The sequence below is a fragment of the Salmonella sp. SJTUF15581 genome (genome assembly GCF_043356775.1).
In the GTDB taxonomy this organism is placed as follows: Bacteria; Pseudomonadota; Gammaproteobacteria; order Enterobacterales; family Enterobacteriaceae; genus Salmonella; species Salmonella enterica.
This window is the reverse complement of the sequence record NZ_JBEUJY010000019.1, coordinates 1-16,361: the sequence shown is the minus strand read 5'-3', so window position 1 is coordinate 16,361 and position 16,361 is coordinate 1. Positions and strand designations below refer to the sequence as shown.

At 51.8% G+C, this 16,361-nt stretch carries 15 protein-coding genes and 1 pseudogene; 12 read left to right on the top strand and 4 right to left on the bottom strand.

The window, feature by feature from the left end; all coding sequences use genetic code 11:
* Positions 1-51 precede the first annotated feature (51 nt).
* Together dusA and pspG are read left to right on the top strand one after the other, a co-directional pair.
* Positions 52-1,050, top strand: a complete 999-nt coding sequence (gene dusA, locus ABVN36_RS22075) for a tRNA dihydrouridine(20/20a) synthase DusA (RefSeq protein ID WP_023138081.1) — start codon at positions 52-54, stop codon at positions 1,048-1,050.
* 167 nt (positions 1,051-1,217) lie between these two features.
* Positions 1,218-1,460: an envelope stress response protein PspG gene (gene pspG, locus ABVN36_RS22070; RefSeq protein WP_000891417.1), complete on the top strand. Its 243-nt coding sequence runs from the start codon at positions 1,218-1,220 to the stop codon at positions 1,458-1,460.
* Positions 1,461-1,634: 174 nt separating this feature from the next.
* Here pspG and ABVN36_RS22065 read toward each other — a convergent pair whose 3' ends face one another.
* Positions 1,635-2,618: a quinone oxidoreductase gene (locus ABVN36_RS22065; protein WP_000235550.1), complete on the bottom strand. Its 984-nt coding sequence runs from the start codon at positions 2,616-2,618 to the stop codon at positions 1,635-1,637.
* A gap of 64 nt (positions 2,619-2,682) precedes the next feature.
* On the opposite strand from ABVN36_RS22065, the gene dnaB reads away from it, so the two are divergent.
* The 6 genes from dnaB (at position 2,683) to ABVN36_RS22035 (ending at position 8,392) form a co-directional block, all read left to right on the top strand.
* Positions 2,683-4,098 carry a replicative DNA helicase gene (dnaB, locus tag ABVN36_RS22060; RefSeq protein ID WP_000918353.1) on the top strand — a complete coding sequence of 472 codons (1,416 nt, stop codon included), beginning with the start codon at positions 2,683-2,685 and terminating at the stop codon, positions 4,096-4,098.
* Between the two features lie 31 nt (positions 4,099-4,129).
* Positions 4,130-5,209: an alanine racemase gene (alr, locus tag ABVN36_RS22055; RefSeq protein ID WP_001147297.1), complete on the top strand. Its 1,080-nt coding sequence runs from the start codon at positions 4,130-4,132 to the stop codon at positions 5,207-5,209.
* Positions 5,210-5,394: 185 nt separating this feature from the next.
* Positions 5,395-6,588, top strand: coding sequence for an aromatic amino acid transaminase (tyrB, locus tag ABVN36_RS22050; RefSeq protein WP_023138080.1), 1,194 nt, complete (start codon positions 5,395-5,397; stop codon positions 6,586-6,588).
* 186 nt (positions 6,589-6,774) lie between these two features.
* Positions 6,775-7,488, top strand: a complete 714-nt coding sequence (gene aphA, locus ABVN36_RS22045) for an acid phosphatase AphA (protein ID WP_000724435.1) — start codon at positions 6,775-6,777, stop codon at positions 7,486-7,488.
* A gap of 128 nt (positions 7,489-7,616) precedes the next feature.
* Complete coding sequence (locus ABVN36_RS22040; RefSeq protein ID WP_000270392.1) at positions 7,617-8,033, top strand: secondary thiamine-phosphate synthase enzyme YjbQ; 417 nt, start codon at positions 7,617-7,619, stop codon at positions 8,031-8,033.
* 2 nt (positions 8,034-8,035) lie between these two features.
* Positions 8,036-8,392, top strand: coding sequence for an MmcQ/YjbR family DNA-binding protein (locus ABVN36_RS22035; RefSeq protein ID WP_000155665.1), 357 nt, complete (start codon positions 8,036-8,038; stop codon positions 8,390-8,392).
* Here the strand turns inward: ABVN36_RS22035 and ABVN36_RS22030 are convergent, their stop codons facing one another.
* The 3 genes from ABVN36_RS22030 to uvrA all read right to left on the bottom strand — a co-directional run bounded on the left by ABVN36_RS22030 (position 8,393) and on the right by uvrA (position 12,130).
* Entirely contained in the window at positions 8,393-8,731 is a 339-nt protein-coding gene (locus ABVN36_RS22030) for a hypothetical protein (RefSeq protein WP_023138079.1), read from the bottom strand.
* The gene (locus ABVN36_RS22025) at positions 8,718-9,173 is read right to left on the bottom strand and encodes a hypothetical protein (protein ID WP_001609612.1); all 456 of its coding nucleotides are present in this window, start codon (positions 9,171-9,173) and stop codon (positions 8,718-8,720) included. The genes ABVN36_RS22030 and ABVN36_RS22025 overlap by 14 nt, the downstream gene beginning before the upstream one ends.
* Positions 9,174-9,304: 131 nt before the next feature.
* Complete coding sequence (uvrA, locus tag ABVN36_RS22020) at positions 9,305-12,130, bottom strand: excinuclease ABC subunit UvrA (protein ID WP_000357725.1); 2,826 nt, start codon at positions 12,128-12,130, stop codon at positions 9,305-9,307.
* 247 nt (positions 12,131-12,377) lie between these two features.
* Between uvrA and ssb1 the strand changes: the two genes are divergently transcribed.
* The 4 genes and pseudogenes from ssb1 to ABVN36_RS22000 all read left to right on the top strand — a co-directional run bounded on the left by ssb1 (position 12,378) and on the right by ABVN36_RS22000 (position 16,350).
* Positions 12,378-12,908, top strand: coding sequence for a single-stranded DNA-binding protein SSB1 (gene ssb1 / locus ABVN36_RS22015; RefSeq protein WP_000168322.1), 531 nt, complete (start codon positions 12,378-12,380; stop codon positions 12,906-12,908).
* A 1,039-nt stretch (positions 12,909-13,947) separates the two neighbouring features.
* A complete protein-coding gene (gene siiA, locus ABVN36_RS22010) occupies positions 13,948-14,580 on the top strand; it encodes an SPI-4 type I secretion system auxiliary protein SiiA (protein WP_000389245.1) in 633 nt (210 codons plus the stop codon).
* Positions 14,577-15,047 (top strand): annotated as a pseudogene (locus ABVN36_RS22005) (hypothetical protein); the annotation flags it as partial. The gene siiA and the pseudogene ABVN36_RS22005, both read left to right, overlap by 4 nt.
* Before the next feature lie 74 nt (positions 15,048-15,121).
* A protein-coding gene (locus tag ABVN36_RS22000) for an IS3 family transposase (protein WP_164528041.1) occupies positions 15,122-16,350 on the top strand; the annotation gives its coding sequence in 2 pieces (ribosomal slippage) (positions 15,122-15,437 and positions 15,437-16,350; 1,230 coding nt in all).
* The last annotated feature ends 11 nt before the right edge of the window (positions 16,351-16,361 follow it).

The following is a 16,361-nucleotide window of genomic DNA, read 5'->3' as shown; positions in this document are numbered from 1 at the left end:
CGTTATGCTATAGTAACGCCCCTTTTTTAACCGGATGCTTATTTATTCGCCATGCAGCCTGAAACCCAGTCCTCCGCTTTTCCTGCTTATCGCTTCTCCATCGCGCCTATGCTCGACTGGACGGACAGACATTGCCGCTATTTCCTGCGTTTGCTGTCTCGCCAGACGCTGCTCTACACCGAAATGGTGACCACGGGCGCGATTATTCACGGTAAGGGTGACTATCTGGCTTATAGCGAAGAAGAGCATCCGGTCGCTCTACAGCTTGGTGGAAGCGATCCGGCTCAGCTTGCGCATTGTGCAAAGCTGGCGGAAGCGCGTGGCTACGATGAAATTAACCTCAACGTGGGGTGCCCCTCCGATCGCGTACAAAATGGTATGTTTGGCGCCTGTTTGATGGGCAATGCGCAACTGGTCGCCGATTGTGTTAAAGCCATGCGTGATGTCGTCTCGATTCCGGTGACGGTAAAAACCCGCATTGGTATTGACGATCAGGACAGCTATGCGTTTCTGTGTGATTTCATCGATACGGTTTCCGGTCAGGGCGAATGCGAGATGTTTATTATCCATGCGCGCAAAGCCTGGCTTTCTGGCTTAAGCCCGAAAGAAAATCGTGAGATCCCGCCGCTGGATTACCCGCGCGTCTATCAGCTAAAGCGGGATTTTCCGCACCTGACCATGTCCATTAACGGCGGCATCAAATCTCTGGAAGAGGCGAAGGAGCACCTGCGCCATATGGATGGCGTCATGGTTGGCCGCGAAGCTTATCAGAATCCGGGTATACTGGCCGCGGTGGATCGGGAGATATTTGGCGCCGATACCACCGATACCGACCCGGTTGCGGTGGTTCGCGCGATGTATCCCTATATTGAGCGTGAATTGAGCCTGGGAGCGTATCTGGGGCATATCACTCGCCATATGCTGGGGTTGTTCCAGGGCATCCCCGGCGCGCGGCAGTGGCGTCGCTATCTGAGCGAAAACGCCCATAAAGCTGGCGCGGATGTTGCTGTACTGGAGCAGGCGCTAAAACTGGTAGCAGACAAGCGTTAAAAGTTCGCCAAAAATTAGTCAATCTCACCACGCTCTGTGCAGTCTTGCAGGGCGTTTTCTTTATATATCAAAAACATAAATATTGGCATGATTTTTGTAATAGCTTACCTGACCAGACCCGGTAAGCGCCGTGCCGCCGGGCAATGTCATCTTTATGGGGAACGACTATGCTGGAACTACTTTTTGTGCTTGGCTTTTTTCTGATGTTAATGGTGACGGGCGTCTCCTTGCTGGGCATTCTGACCGCGCTGGTTGTAGCGACTGCCGTCATGTTCCTGGGTGGAATGTTCGCCCTGATGATCAAGCTGTTACCGTGGCTACTGCTGGCGGTGGCTGTGGTGTGGGTGATCAAAGCAGTAAAAACGCCAAAAATCCCACAGTATCAGCGCAATAACCGTCGGTTTTACTAAGGTATTGAGCGGTTCGTCACAACCTGGAACTTTGCCCTCACAGGCAAATAGGAATCGATTATTAAATCTGTCATGATTGCGCAGGTAACGAATTCATCGCGCTGTACCCTACATACAGCCGAACAAAAAAAGAAAGGGCTTCCCGGGTGGAAGCCCAATTTCTTTGCAGAGCTATTACGGAATCAGCAGGCTTGAGCCCTGTGTGGCCCGGCTTTCCAGCACCTCATGCGCGCGACGGGCATCTTTTAACGCATAGCGTTGATTTTCAGCCACATCAACTTTAATCACGCCGCTGGCGATCAATGAGAACAATTCATTGCTGGCTTCGGTCAGTTCTTCACGTGTCGTAATATACCCCTGTAGTGAAGGTCGCGTGGCATACAGGGAACCTTTCTGATTCAGAATACCTAAATTCACGCCAGTGACGGGGCCGGACGCATTGCCGAAACTGACCATCAGTCCCCGACGTTGCAGGCAGTCCAGTGAGGCTTCCCAGGTATCTTTCCCCACGGAGTCATAGACCACGCGGACTTTTTTGCCGCCGGTGATCTCTTTTACCCGTTCGACAATGCTCTCCTCACGGTAATTAATTACCTGCCAGGCGCCAGCGTCCAGCGCCCGCTGCGCTTTTTGCGCGCTACCGACGGTACCGATAAGCTTCGCGCCCAGCGCTTTCGCCCACTGGCAGGCGATCAGACCGACGCCGCCCGCAGCGGCATGAAACAGGAAGGGTTCGTCGGGTTTCACTTCATAGGTTTTGCGCAACAGGTAAAAAACGGTCAACCCCTTGAGAAAAGAGGCTGCCGCCTGTTCGAAGGAAATGGCGTCAGGTAAAATCGCGGCTTTATCTGCGGGGACGTTATGGACGGAACTGTAAGCGCCGAGCGTTGACTGCGCGTAGACGACGCGATCGCCCACGCGAATGTGCTCCACGCCGTTGCCGACTTTACTGACCACACCCGCAGCTTCGGTTCCCAGGCCCGCAGGCAACGACGGGGGCGGATAGAGTCCGCTACGGATATAGGTGTCGATGAAGTTGATACCAATGGCTTTGTTCTCAACCTGGATTTCGTGTTCCGCCGGTTCCGCTGGCGTAAACTCCACGGTCTGAAGCACTTCCGGACCACCATGCTTGTGAAATTCAATACGCGTTGCCATGCTTCCTCCAAAAGAAATGTGGTAATCTTTCGACCCAATCACTATCTCGGTAACTCCATTCACTATGGCAGGAAATAAACCCTTCAACAAACCACAGACTGATGCCCGCGACCGCGATCCGCAGGTTGCCGGGATAAAAGTGCCGCCGCACTCGATTGAAGCGGAACAGTCGGTGTTGGGCGGTTTAATGCTGGATAACGAGCGCTGGGACGATGTGGCCGAGCGCGTGGTGGCGGAAGATTTCTATACCCGTCCGCATCGCCATATCTTTACGGAGATGGGGCGCTTGCAGGAAAGCGGCAGTCCTATCGACCTGATTACGCTCGCGGAATCGCTGGAGCGGCAGGGCCAACTGGACAGCGTCGGCGGCTTCGCCTATCTGGCGGAGCTGTCTAAAAACACGCCAAGCGCGGCGAACATCAGTGCTTATGCGGACATTGTGCGCGAACGCGCCGTGGTCCGCGATATGATCGCGGTGGCGCATGAAATTGCGGACGCCGGTTACGATCCACAGGGGCGCAATAGCGACGAACTGCTGGATCTGGCGGAGTCGCGCGTCTTCCAGATCGCGGAAAACCGGGCCAACAAAGACGAAGGTCCGAAAAGCATCGACCAGATTCTCGACGCTACCGTGGCGCGTATTGAGCAGTTGTTCCAGCAACCGCACGATGGCGTTACAGGCGTGGATACCGGCTATCAGGACCTCAATAAAAAGACGGCAGGGTTACAGCGTTCGGATTTGATTATCGTCGCGGCGCGCCCCTCCATGGGTAAAACCACTTTTGCGATGAACCTCTGCGAAAATGCGGCGATGTTGCAGGATAAACCGGTACTGATCTTCAGCCTGGAGATGCCCGGCGAACAGATCATGATGCGTATGCTGGCCTCGCTGTCCCGCGTCGATCAGACACGTATTCGTACCGGTCAACTTGATGATGAAGACTGGGCGCGAATCTCCGGCACGATGGGCATTCTGCTGGAGAAACGCAATATGTATATTGACGACTCCTCAGGTCTTACGCCGACAGAAGTCCGTTCGCGCGCGCGGCGTATTTTCCGCGAACATGGCGGGTTAAGTCTGATTATGATCGACTACCTGCAATTGATGCGTGTGCCGTCGCTTTCTGATAACCGTACTCTGGAAATCGCCGAAATTTCTCGCTCGTTGAAAGCGCTGGCGAAGGAACTCCAGGTGCCGGTCGTGGCGCTATCGCAGCTTAACCGCTCCCTGGAACAACGCGCGGATAAACGTCCGGTGAACTCCGACCTGCGTGAATCCGGCTCTATTGAACAGGATGCCGACTTAATTATGTTTATCTACCGTGATGAGGTTTATCACGAGAACAGCGACTTAAAAGGCATTGCTGAAATTATTATTGGTAAGCAACGTAACGGTCCTATCGGTACGGTTCGTCTGACGTTCAATGGTCAGTGGTCGCGCTTCGATAACTATGCGGGACCGCAATACGATGATGAGTAACTCTCCGTCATTCTTTTAACAAGGAATTCAAATGCAAGCGGCAACAGTCGTCATTAACCGCCGCGCTCTGCGACACAACCTGCAACGTCTGCGTGAACTGGCGCCTGCCAGTAAGCTGGTTGCGGTGGTGAAAGCGAACGCTTATGGACACGGTCTTCTGGAGACCGCGCGAACGCTCCCTGATGCTGACGCTTTTGGCGTGGCGCGTCTTGAAGAGGCTCTACGTCTGCGAGCGGGCGGGATCACGCAGCCTATCCTGCTGCTGGAGGGTTTTTTCGACGCCGCCGATTTGCCTACCATTTCCGCGCAATGTCTGCATACCGCCGTACATAATCAGGAGCAGCTTGCCGCCCTGGAGGCGGTGGAGCTGGCGGAGCCGGTAACGGTCTGGATGAAACTGGATACCGGTATGCATCGTCTCGGCGTGCGCCCCGAAGAGGCGGAGGCGTTCTACCAGCGTCTGACGCACTGTAAAAATGTACGCCAGCCGGTGAATATCGTCAGCCATTTTGCCCGTGCGGATGAGCCGGAATGCGGCGCTACCGAACATCAGCTCGACATTTTTAATGCCTTCTGTCAGGGTAAACCCGGTCAGCGCTCTATTGCCGCGTCTGGCGGTATCCTGCTGTGGCCGCAGTCTCACTTTGACTGGGCGCGTCCGGGCATCATTTTGTATGGCGTATCGCCGCTGGAGCACAAACCCTGGGGGCCGGATTTTGGTTTTCAGCCGGTGATGTCCTTAACCTCCAGTTTGATCGCGGTGCGTGACCACAAAGCGGGCGAACCGGTGGGCTACGGCGGGACATGGGTGAGTGAGCGCGACACGCGCCTGGGCGTGGTGGCGATGGGGTATGGCGATGGCTACCCACGAGCGGCGCCTTCCGGTACGCCAGTACTGGTCAATGGCCGTGAAGTTCCGATTGTCGGGCGGGTGGCGATGGATATGATTTGCGTGGATTTGGGGCCAAACGCGCAGGATAACGCGGGCGATCCGGTGGTTTTATGGGGTGAAGGTCTGCCGGTTGAACGTATCGCTGAAATGACAAAAGTAAGTGCTTACGAACTTATCACGCGCCTGACCTCAAGGGTGGCGATGAAGTATATTGATTAAATACGCGGCGGGCCGGGTGGCGCTTGCGCTTATCCGGCTTGTATCGCGCATTGGCTGTAGGCCGGATAAGACGTTCATGCCGCTATCCGGTAATATGCGCATCCACCACAACATCCTCTCGATCTTCTCGTCCTTCCGGTTTATTGTGTTATTTCCTGCCCTCTGTAAACCTGGAGAACCATCGCGTGTTTCAAAAAGTTGACGCCTATGCCGGCGATCCGATTCTTTCACTGATGGAGCGTTTTAAAGACGACTCCCGTCACGACAAAGTAAATCTGAGCATTGGCCTGTATTACAACGAAGACGGGATTATCCCACAGCTTAAAACGGTGGCCGAAGCCGAAGCCCGGCTTAACGCGCAGCCGCATGGCGCTTCGCTGTACCTGCCGATGGAGGGACTCAATACTTATCGCCATACTATCGCGCCTTTGCTCTTTGGCGCCGATCACCCGGTTCTTCAGCAACAGCGCGTGGCCACTATCCAGACATTAGGCGGCTCCGGCGCGCTGAAAGTAGGCGCGGATTTCCTGAAGCGTTATTTCCCCGACGCAGGCGTATGGGTGAGCGACCCCACCTGGGAAAACCATATTGCGATATTTGCCGGGGCAGGATTCGAAGTGAGTACTTACCCCTGGTATGACGACGCGACTAACGGCATCCGTTTTAACGATCTGCTGGCCACGCTGAATACGTTACCTGCGCGCAGTATCGTGTTGCTGCACCCCTGTTGTCACAACCCGACCGGGGCGGATTTAACGCCTTCGCAATGGGATGCGGTGATTGAAATAGTGAAAGCGCGCGATCTGATTCCGTTCCTTGATACTGCCTATCAGGGGTTTGGTGCAGGCATGGACGAGGATGCTTACGCTATTCGCGCCATTGCCAGCGCCGGGTTACCTGCGTTAGTCAGTAATTCTTTTTCGAAGATTTTCTCGCTGTATGGCGAGCGCGTCGGCGGCCTGTCCGTGGTGTGTGAAGATGCCGAAATCGCCGCGCGGGTTCTGGGACAGCTAAAAGCGACGGTGCGCCGAATTTACTCCAGTCCGCCGTGTTTCGGCGCTCAGGTGGTCGCTACGGTCCTGGGCGATGAGGCGTTAAAAGCGGGCTGGCTGGCGGAAGTCGACGCGATGCGTAACCGCATTATATCGATGCGCCAGACGCTGGTGAAGGAGCTGAAGGCGGAGATGCCTGACCGCAACTTTGATTACTTGTTACAGCAGCGCGGTATGTTCAGCTATACCGGGTTAAGCGAGGAGCAGGTCGATCGGTTGCGCGATGAGTTTGGCGTTTACCTGATTGCCAGTGGCCGCATGTGTGTCGCCGGGCTTAATGCTTCAAATGTACACCGCGTGGCGAAGGCATTTGCCGCTGTCATGTAATATTCAGGCCGGACGGCGATAACAGTGCCCTCCGGCCTGACAATAGCTGTTGTGATCATCCTCTTTTTTCGTAACAAAACCGCAGATAATCCTTCCTTTTGACCGTTACTGGCGTTATGGTCAGATAGTTTTTTGAGCAAAGACTCATCTTAATAATTATAATATTTTGAATTTTAAGGGAAAACCATGAAAAAAATAACCCTGGCGCTGAGTGCCGTCTGTTTGTTGTTTACGCTAAACCATTCCGCGAATGCGTTAGTATCTTCCCCTTCGACGCTCAATCCGGGCACTAATGTTGCAAAACTCGCGGAACAAGCGCCTGTCCATTGGGTCTCTGTCGCCCAGATTGAAAACAGCCTCACCGGACGCCCGCCGATGGCGGTCGGCTTTGATATTGACGACACCGTGTTATTTTCCAGCCCCGGATTCTGGCGCGGAAAGAAAACCTACTCCCCGGACAGCGACGATTATCTGAAAAATCCGGCCTTTTGGGAAAAAATGAACAACGGCTGGGATGAGTTCAGTATTCCAAAAGAAGTGGCCCGACAGCTCATTGATATGCATGTTCGCCGTGGCGACAGTATTTACTTTGTCACTGGTCGTAGTCAGACGAAAACGGAAACCGTGTCGAAAACTCTGGCGGATAACTTCCATATTCCGGCGGCGAATATGAATCCGGTGATTTTCGCCGGCGATAAACCGGAACAAAATACGAAAGTCCAGTGGCTACAGGAGAAGAACATGCGTATCTTCTACGGCGATTCGGATAACGATATTACCGCGGCCCGTGATTGTGGTATCCGCGGTATTCGCATCCTGCGCGCGGCTAACTCCACCTACAAACCGCTGCCGCAGGCAGGAGCGTTTGGCGAGGAAGTCATTGTCAACTCGGAGTACTAAAAATCAGGAGAGCGACAGGCTCTCCTTTTTTGCATGATTTTTGCACAAACTTGCCCCGCTGGCTTTTACCTTTTCCAGACTTGCTGCACACTATTCAGGAGACGTTTGTTTTTAGGAAGGAGCAGCCTATGTGGTATCAGCGCACCATAACACTGAGCGAGAAGCCGCGCGGGTTTCATCTGATAACAGATGAAATTATCGATAAATTGTCTGGCTTACCGCCTGTCGAAACGGGTTTGCTGCATCTGTTGTTGCTACATACCTCGGCCTCGCTGACGCTAAACGAAAACTGCGATCCCACCGTGCGCGCTGATATGGAGCGCCATTTCCTGAAAACCGTTCCCGATAATGCGGCGTATGAACATGATTACGAAGGCGCGGATGACATGCCTTCGCATATTAAGTCGTCAGTATTGGGCGTCTCGTTGCTGCTGCCTGTACGCCAGGGGCGTTTACAGTTAGGAACATGGCAAGGTATCTGGTTGGGAGAGCACCGTATTCACGGCGGTCCACGTAAAATCATCGCGACACTACAAGGGGAATGATAATGACCATTTCGGAATTACTGCAATACTGCATGGCAAAACCTGGCGCAGAGCAGAGCGTCCACAGCGACTGGAAAGCGACGCAAATTAAAGTGGAAGATGTACTTTTCGCGATGGTAAAAGAAGTTGAAGGACGCCCGGCAGCCTCTCTCAAAACCAGCCCGGAACTGGCAGAGTTGTTACGCCAGCAGCACAGCGATGTACGACCGAGTCGGCACCTTAATAAAGCGCACTGGAGCACGGTCTATCTGGACGGCTCGCTACCGGATTCACAACTCTATTATCTGGTCGATGCCTCTTATCAACAGGCGGTAAATGCGCTGCCGGAAGATAAACGCAAGCAGTTGCCGCAGTCCTGATTATAGCGCGCCGACCAACAACGCCAGGGCGATATCAATGAGGCGGATGACCGTAGACCGGATACGGCTGCCGAGGGCGATTTGCGCATTATTGGCGCGTAGCCTGGCGAGGTCCCGCTGTCCTTCCAGCAGAATAATCATATCGTCGTCGTCCAGCCAGCCGCGAGCATGTTCCTGAAGCGCGCGGGCGATAAACGCGGCGGACTCGCGTATACCGTCGTCGCTGTCTTCTCTTGCCTGCTTATACGCCAGGATAAACTCGGCAATCGCCGAGGAGGCTACAGGATGTTCGGCCCGGGCGGTGGTCATCAGGTAATGTATTTCGTTAATAGACGCCATTTTCTTCTCCCTGAGTACAGCGGGCGCCCCAATGCAGACACTCACCCTGTATGGCTAATTTCCAGACCTGATTATTTTGCTGTTGGTATCTCTCAGCCTGGATGTAAGTAAGTGGTTGCTTACGTTGTATAACCCGCGCATAAAGACGCAAATAGTGATTTTTCAGCAGCGCCAGATTATCGAGTCGGTGTTTATCCCCACCTTGACGGGCGACCCGCTCAGCCTGAAAAAATGTCTGGCGGATATCGCGGTCATCCTTGAGCAGTGTCTCTTTTTGCCACGGTATTCGCGCCGCGTCCTGCAGGAAGCGGGTTGAGCGCGCTTGTAATAGCGTCAGTTGTTGAAAAGCCACGGCGCTAAAGCGGTCAGGCAGCGTACAGGCGGATAAAAACAGGCACAGCAGTAGTGTGATTGCGTAGGGCAACTTCATGGTGTTTTCCATAACAGACCGTTTGCGCTATCACATGTCAGAGCGAGGCGGCACGCAAATCACAAATGCTCAACACGGATACAATGAGGTGGGATGAGGAAAAATGATGCCGCTTCCCGGCGAATCGGAAAGCGGCGTGAAGGTTATTTGAGCATAGGTTTAAGGAAGCGGGCGGTATGCGACGCCTCGCACTCCGCCACGGTTTCCGGCGTACCGGAGACGAGAATTTCGCCGCCGCCGCTGCCGCCTTCCGGGCCGAGGTCGACAATCCAGTCCGCCGTTTTAATGACGTCCAGGTTGTGTTCGATCACCACGATGGTGTTGCCCTGATCGCGCAACTGATGCAGAACGTCAAGCAACTGCTGAATATCGGCAAAGTGCAGGCCGGTGGTCGGCTCGTCGAGAATATACAGCGTCTGCCCGGTACCGCGCTTCGACAGTTCGCGCGCCAGCTTCACGCGCTGAGCCTCGCCGCCGGAAAGCGTCGTCGCCGACTGACCAAGACGGATATAGGTCAGTCCCACGTCCATCAGCGTCTGCAGCTTACGCGCCAGCGCCGGAACCGCATCAAAGAACTCACGCGCTTCTTCAATGGTCATATCCAGCACTTCGTGGATGGTCTTGCCTTTGTACTTAATCTCCAGCGTTTCCCGGTTATAGCGCTTGCCTTTGCACTGGTCGCACGGCACGTAAATATCCGGCAGAAAGTGCATTTCGACTTTAATGACGCCATCGCCCTGGCACGCTTCGCAGCGACCGCCGCGCACGTTGAAGCTGAATCGCCCTGGCGTGTAGCCGCGCGAGCGAGACTCCGGCACGCCAGCAAAAAGCTCGCGAACCGGGGTAAAGACGCCCGTATAGGTCGCCGGGTTGGAACGCGGGGTGCGCCCGATCGGGCTCTGGTCGATATCGATCACTTTATCGAAATGTTCCAGCCCCTGAATATCCCGATACGGCGCCGGTTCGGCGATAGTCGCCCCGTTTAACTGACGCTGGGCGATGGGGAACAGCGTGTCGTTAATCAGCGTCGATTTACCGGAACCCGAGACGCCGGTGATACAGGTAAACAGCCCTACCGGTAGCGTAAGGGTCACATCTTTCAGGTTGTTGCCGCGCGCGCCGGTGAGTTTGAGCACTTTTTCTGGATTTGCCGGCACGCGTTGTTTCGGCACTTCAATTTTGCGTTTACCGCTCATGTACTGGCCGGTCAGTGATTCCGGTACCGCCATAATGGCTTCCAGCGGGCCTTCCGCCACCACCTCGCCGCCGTGAACGCCCGCGCCGGGGCCAATATCAATCACATGGTCGGCGGCGCGGATGGCGTCTTCATCGTGTTCCACCACAATCACGGTATTGCCAAGATTGCGCAGATGAATCAGCGTACCCAGCAGCCGTTCGTTATCGCGCTGGTGCAGACCGATGGACGGCTCATCCAGCACATACATCACGCCGACTAACCCGGCGCCTATCTGGCTCGCCAGACGAATACGCTGGGCTTCGCCGCCGGAAAGCGTCTCTGCCGAGCGGGAGAGCGTGAGATAGTTCAGGCCGACGTTCACCAGAAACTTGAGGCGATCGCCGATCTCTTTTAGCACTTTTTCGGCGATTTTCGCTCGTTGCCCGGAAAGCTTGAGATTAGTGAAAAAATCCATCGCATGGCCAATGCTCATATCGGAAATAGCAGGCAGCGGCGTATTTTCCACAAATACATGGCGCGCTTCGCGATTCAGTCGCGTTCCTTCACAGCTGGCGCAGGGGCGATTACTGATGAACTTCGCCAGCTCTTCGCGCACCGCGCTGGATTCCGTCTCTTTATAACGGCGCTCCATATTATGCAGCACGCCTTCGAACGGATGGCGGCGCACGGAAGTATCGCCGCGATCGTTCATATATTTAAATTCAATGTTCTCTTTGCCGGAACCGTACAGCACAACTTTATGTACGTTGGCGCTGAGGCTTGCCCACGGCGCATCTACGTCGAACTTATAGTGTTCCGCCAGCGACTTGAGCATTTGAAAGTAGTAAAAATTGCGACGATCCCAACCACGAATCGCGCCGCCTGCCAGCGACAGGTCGGGATTCTGGATCACGCGGTCCGGATCGAAATATTGCTGAACGCCGAGCCCGTCACAGGTCGGGCAGGCGCCTGCCGGGTTGTTGAATGAGAACAGACGCGGTTCCAGCTCGCGCATACTGTAGCCGCAAATCGGGCAGGCAAAATTGGCGGAGAACAGAAGCTCCTCCGCTTTCTCATCGTCCATATCGGCAACAACCGCCGTGCCGCCGGATAATTCCAGCGCCGTTTCGAACGACTCCGCCAGGCGTTGGGAAAGATCGTTGCGAACTTTGAAGCGATCGATCACCACCTCAATGGTATGTTTCTTTTGCAGCTCCAGCTTCGGCGGATCGGAGAGATCGCAGACTTCGCCGTCAATACGGGCGCGAATGTAACCCTGGCTTGCCAGATTTTCCAGCGTTTTGGTGTGTTCGCCTTTACGCTCTTTAATAATCGGCGCCAGCAGCATCAGACGTTTGCCTTCCGGCTGTGACAGTACGTTATCGACCATCTGGCTAACGGTTTGCGCCGCCAGCGGCACGTCATGATCCGGACAACGCGGCTCGCCCACGCGGGCAAACAGCAGGCGCAGGTAGTCGTGGATCTCGGTAATGGTACCCACCGTAGAGCGCGGGTTGTGCGATGTCGATTTCTGTTCAATTGAGATCGCGGGCGATAGCCCCTCAATATGGTCGACATCCGGTTTTTCCATGAGCGACAAAAACTGCCGCGCGTAAGCGGAGAGCGATTCAACGTAACGACGCTGCCCTTCGGCATACAGAGTGTCGAAAGCCAGTGAGGATTTGCCTGAACCCGAAAGCCCGGTCACGACAATCAGTTTGTCGCGGGGGATGACGAGGTTAATATTTTTGAGATTATGGGTGCGGGCGCCCCGAACTTCGATCTTATCCATTCACCTTTCCCGGTAGAGACTCGGATGCCTGGTTTGTTTGAAGGACAAACGGCAGAAACGGCTAATTATGACACAATTTAACCTGTTTGAATATACAGTATTGGAATGCATCTTCAGCTAAAGTATGCAACAATATGAGGTTCGCGCGAGTGACCTGGAACCTGCATCGCAGCTATTAAAATGCTACGTGGAAATGGTACACTCACGCGTTTACACTATTTATGAAACGTATTCAGGAGACTCAATTATGGCCAGCAGAGGCGTAAACAAGGTGATTCTCGTTGGTAATCTGGGCCAGGACCCGGAAGTACGCTATATGCCGAGTGGCGGCGCTGTCGCCAACTTAACGCTGGCTACTTCTGAATCCTGGCGCGATAAGCAGACCGGCGAAATGAAAGAGCAGACTGAATGGCACCGGGTGGTGATGTTCGGCAAACTGGCGGAAGTGGCCGGCGAATATCTGCGTAAAGGTTCTCAGGTGTATATCGAAGGTCAATTGCGTACCCGCAAGTGGACCGATCAGAGTGGCCAGGAACGCTATACGACTGAAATTAACGTTCCGCAGATCGGCGGCGTGATGCAGATGCTGGGTGGTCGCCAGGGCGGCGGCGCGCCGGCAGGCGGTCAGCAGCAGGGGGGTTGGGGTCAGCCGCAACAACCTCAGCAGCCGCAGGGCGGCAACCAGTTCAGCGGCGGCGCGCAGTCGCGTCCACAGCAATCCGCGCCAGCGCCGTCTAACGAACCGCCAATGGATTTTGACGACGACATTCCGTTCTGATTTTTGGTAAAAAAGTCAAAGCGTTATTTGCATTTTCGCTATAGCTCTCGTCTGCTGAAATGCCTGGTGTAAACCAGGCATTTTCTTACCTGGTATTATTGTCTTTGTATCCCTTTCAAAAAAGAGAAGCGCATATCTTACGGAAAAATGTCGCTTATCGCCTCTGGCCGACTCGCCTCGGCACATCATTATCCAGCCGAAGTTCATAAATGTACTGCAATAACCCGGATTGTCTTAAATATGAAAGAGAAAACTCATCTGCAAAATATATAATTTATAGCCATTTTTTGACAACAAAAAGATATTATAAAATAACGTTAGAGAATGGTCGGTATTATCAATAGTTAATTAAATGTTTGCTTTAGCTTGTGATGAGCTCAAATATGATATGTGCATCTTGCTTTATTTTTAATTGCTGAAGATAAAGTTGTTACTTATAGCTGGCTTTATATAAAAAATGGTTTTATTTGTGTGTGTTTTTACGCAATTCTGATTTTTTACTCCCCACTTATTATATTTTTAATGATTTAAGTTATATTGAAGTCCCTATGACCCTATGTTTTAATTGTGAAAATTAATTTTATCCTCTGGAGGCAAATTTATTAAATACGTATGGTTATAACGCGTATTAAAAAGAAATATGTCCTTAAAATGATTTAGAGTTTCAATGATTAGCTAACAAATCTATTTATCGGCGGGTGGTTTTAATTTGCTGATGACTATTTTTTATTTATGAGTTGAGAGCTTATGCGATACCTATTATTGGGGAAGATATAGTTAGTGCAATAATTGATGTCTACCTAATTAAAAAATGAAGAGTGTTTTTAATTAAAGCACTCATCTTTGTTGTGGGCGCATAAAAATGGCGTCGTTGTTTTTATTTTTCTGATTACGAGATGTAAGAAAACTGAACTCTATAAAGCGTATTGGTAGCAGTAAGCCAAGGGCGGTAGCGTTCACTTTCTGAATAAGTTGAGCATCCATTATCCTTTCTAATCCACAAAAACATTTTATTCACAATGTAATATCAGGAGACAACATGGAAGACGAAAGTAATCCGTGGCCTAGTTTTGTTGATACATTCTCTACGGTATTGTGCATTTTTATATTTCTTATGTTGGTGTTTGCACTTAATAATATGATTATTATGTATGACAACTCAATTAAAGTTTATAAAGCAAATATAGAGAGTAAGACTAAATCTACTGCTCAAAATAGCGGAGCCAATGACAATTCAAATGCTAATGAAATAATTAATAAGGAAGTGAATACCCAAGATATGTCGGACGGAATGACTACAATGTCAGGTAAGGAGGTTGGAGTATACGATATCGCCGATGGTCAGAAAACTGATATAACGTCTACAAAAAATGAGCTTGTTATTACGTATCATGGCAGGCTGAGAAGCTTTTCAGAAGAGGACACTCATAAAATAAAGGCTTGGTTAGAAGACAAAATCAATAGTAATTTATTGATAGAAATGGTTATTCCTCAGGCAGACATCTCTTTCTCTGACTCTCTACGACTGGGATATGAACGGGGAATTATTTTGATGAAAGAGATTAAAAAAATATATCCTGATGTAGTTATTGACATGAGTGTTAACTCCGCAGCATCAAGTACAACGAGTAAAGCTATTATCACGACTATTAATAAAAAGGTGTCAGAGTGAAATATATAAATCATTACCGCTATTTGTTTGTCTGTTTTTTCCTTGCCATACTCCCTTTTTTCGCTTTATCTTTTCCCGGTATAAGAGAGTATGTTTTTGATAACTTCATGGTTTCTGCAATTTACAATGGAGTCATTATTGCCATTTATATTACAGGTTCTTTGTGTGCATTATTCACTATTCTTAAAAATATTTCAGCAAAAGACATATTAATAGCTCAGGACGCCAGTAGAAAAAATAGCATTCTTTCTAACCTCAATCAGGTTTTGTTTGCCGGGGAGCCCAAACAGTGTGATTTCAATTTACTGATGGAATTAGATGACAATGTGTCTACCGCCCGTAATCAACGATTGTCATTTATTATGAGCTGTAGCAATGTGTCGACGCTTGTTGGCCTGTTGGGGACGTTTGCGGGTCTGTCTATTACGATTGGTTCAATCGGGAACTTATTAGACTGGCCCCCTGAATCTCCAGACAACCAATATCACTTAAATAAGTGATAGTCTTAATACTAGTTTTTAGACTAGTCATTGGAGAGCAGATGATTGATGTCTTAGGACCGGAGAAACGCAGACGGCGTACTACACAGGAAAAGATCGCTATTGTTCAGCAGAGTTTTGAACCGGGAATGACGGTCTCCCTTGTTGCCCGGCAACACGGTGTGGCAGCCAGCCAGTTATTTCTCTGGCGCAAGCAATACCAGGAGGGAAGTCTTACTGCTGTGGCCGCAGGAGAGCAGGTCGTTCCTGCCTCTGAACTTGCTGCTGCCATGAAGCAGATTAAAGAACTCCAGCGCCTGCTCGGCAAAAAAACGATGGAAAATGAACTCCTTAAAGAAGCCGTTGAATACGGGCGTGCAAAAAAGTGGATAGCGCACGCGCCCTTATTGCCCGGGGATGGGGAGTAAGCTTAGTCAGCCGTTGTCTCCGGGTGTCGCGTGCGCAGTTGCACGTAATTCTCAGACGAACCGATGGCTGGAAAGATGGTCGCCGCAGCCGTCACTCAGATGATACGGATGTGCTTCTCCGTATACACCATGTTATCGGAGAGCTGCCCACGTATGGTTATCGTCGGGTATGGGCGCTGCTTCGCAGACAGGCCGAACTTGATGGTATGCCTGCGATCAATGCCAAACGTGTTTACCGGATCATGCGCCAGAATGCGCTGTTGCTTGAGCGAAAAACCGCTGTACCGCCATCGAAACGGGCACATACTGGCAAAGTGGCCGTGAAAGAAAGCAATCAACGATGGTGCTCTGACGGGTTCGAGTTCCGCTGTGATAACGGAGAAAAACTGCGAGTCACGTTCGCGCTGGACTGCTGTGACCGTGAGGCACTGCACTGGGCAGTCACTACGGGCGGCTTCGACAGTGAAACAGTACAGGACGTAATGCTGGGAGCGGTGGAACGCCGCTTCGGCAACGAGCTTCCGGCGTCTCCAGTAGAGTGGCTGACGGATAATGGTTCATGCTACCGGGCTAATGAAACACGGCAGTTTGCCCGGATGTTGGGGCTTGAACCGAAGAACACGGCGGTGCGGAGTCCGGAGAGTAACGGCATAGCAGAGAGCTTCGTGAAAACGATAAAGCGTGACTACATCAGTATCATGCCTAAACCAGACGGGTTAACGGCAGCAAAGAACCTTGCAGAGGCGTTCGAGCATTATAACGAATGGCATCCGCATAGTGCACTGGGTTATCGCTCGCCACGGGAATATCTGCGGCAGCAGGCCAGTAATGGGTTAAGTGATAACAGGTGTCTGGAAATATAGGGGCAAATCCA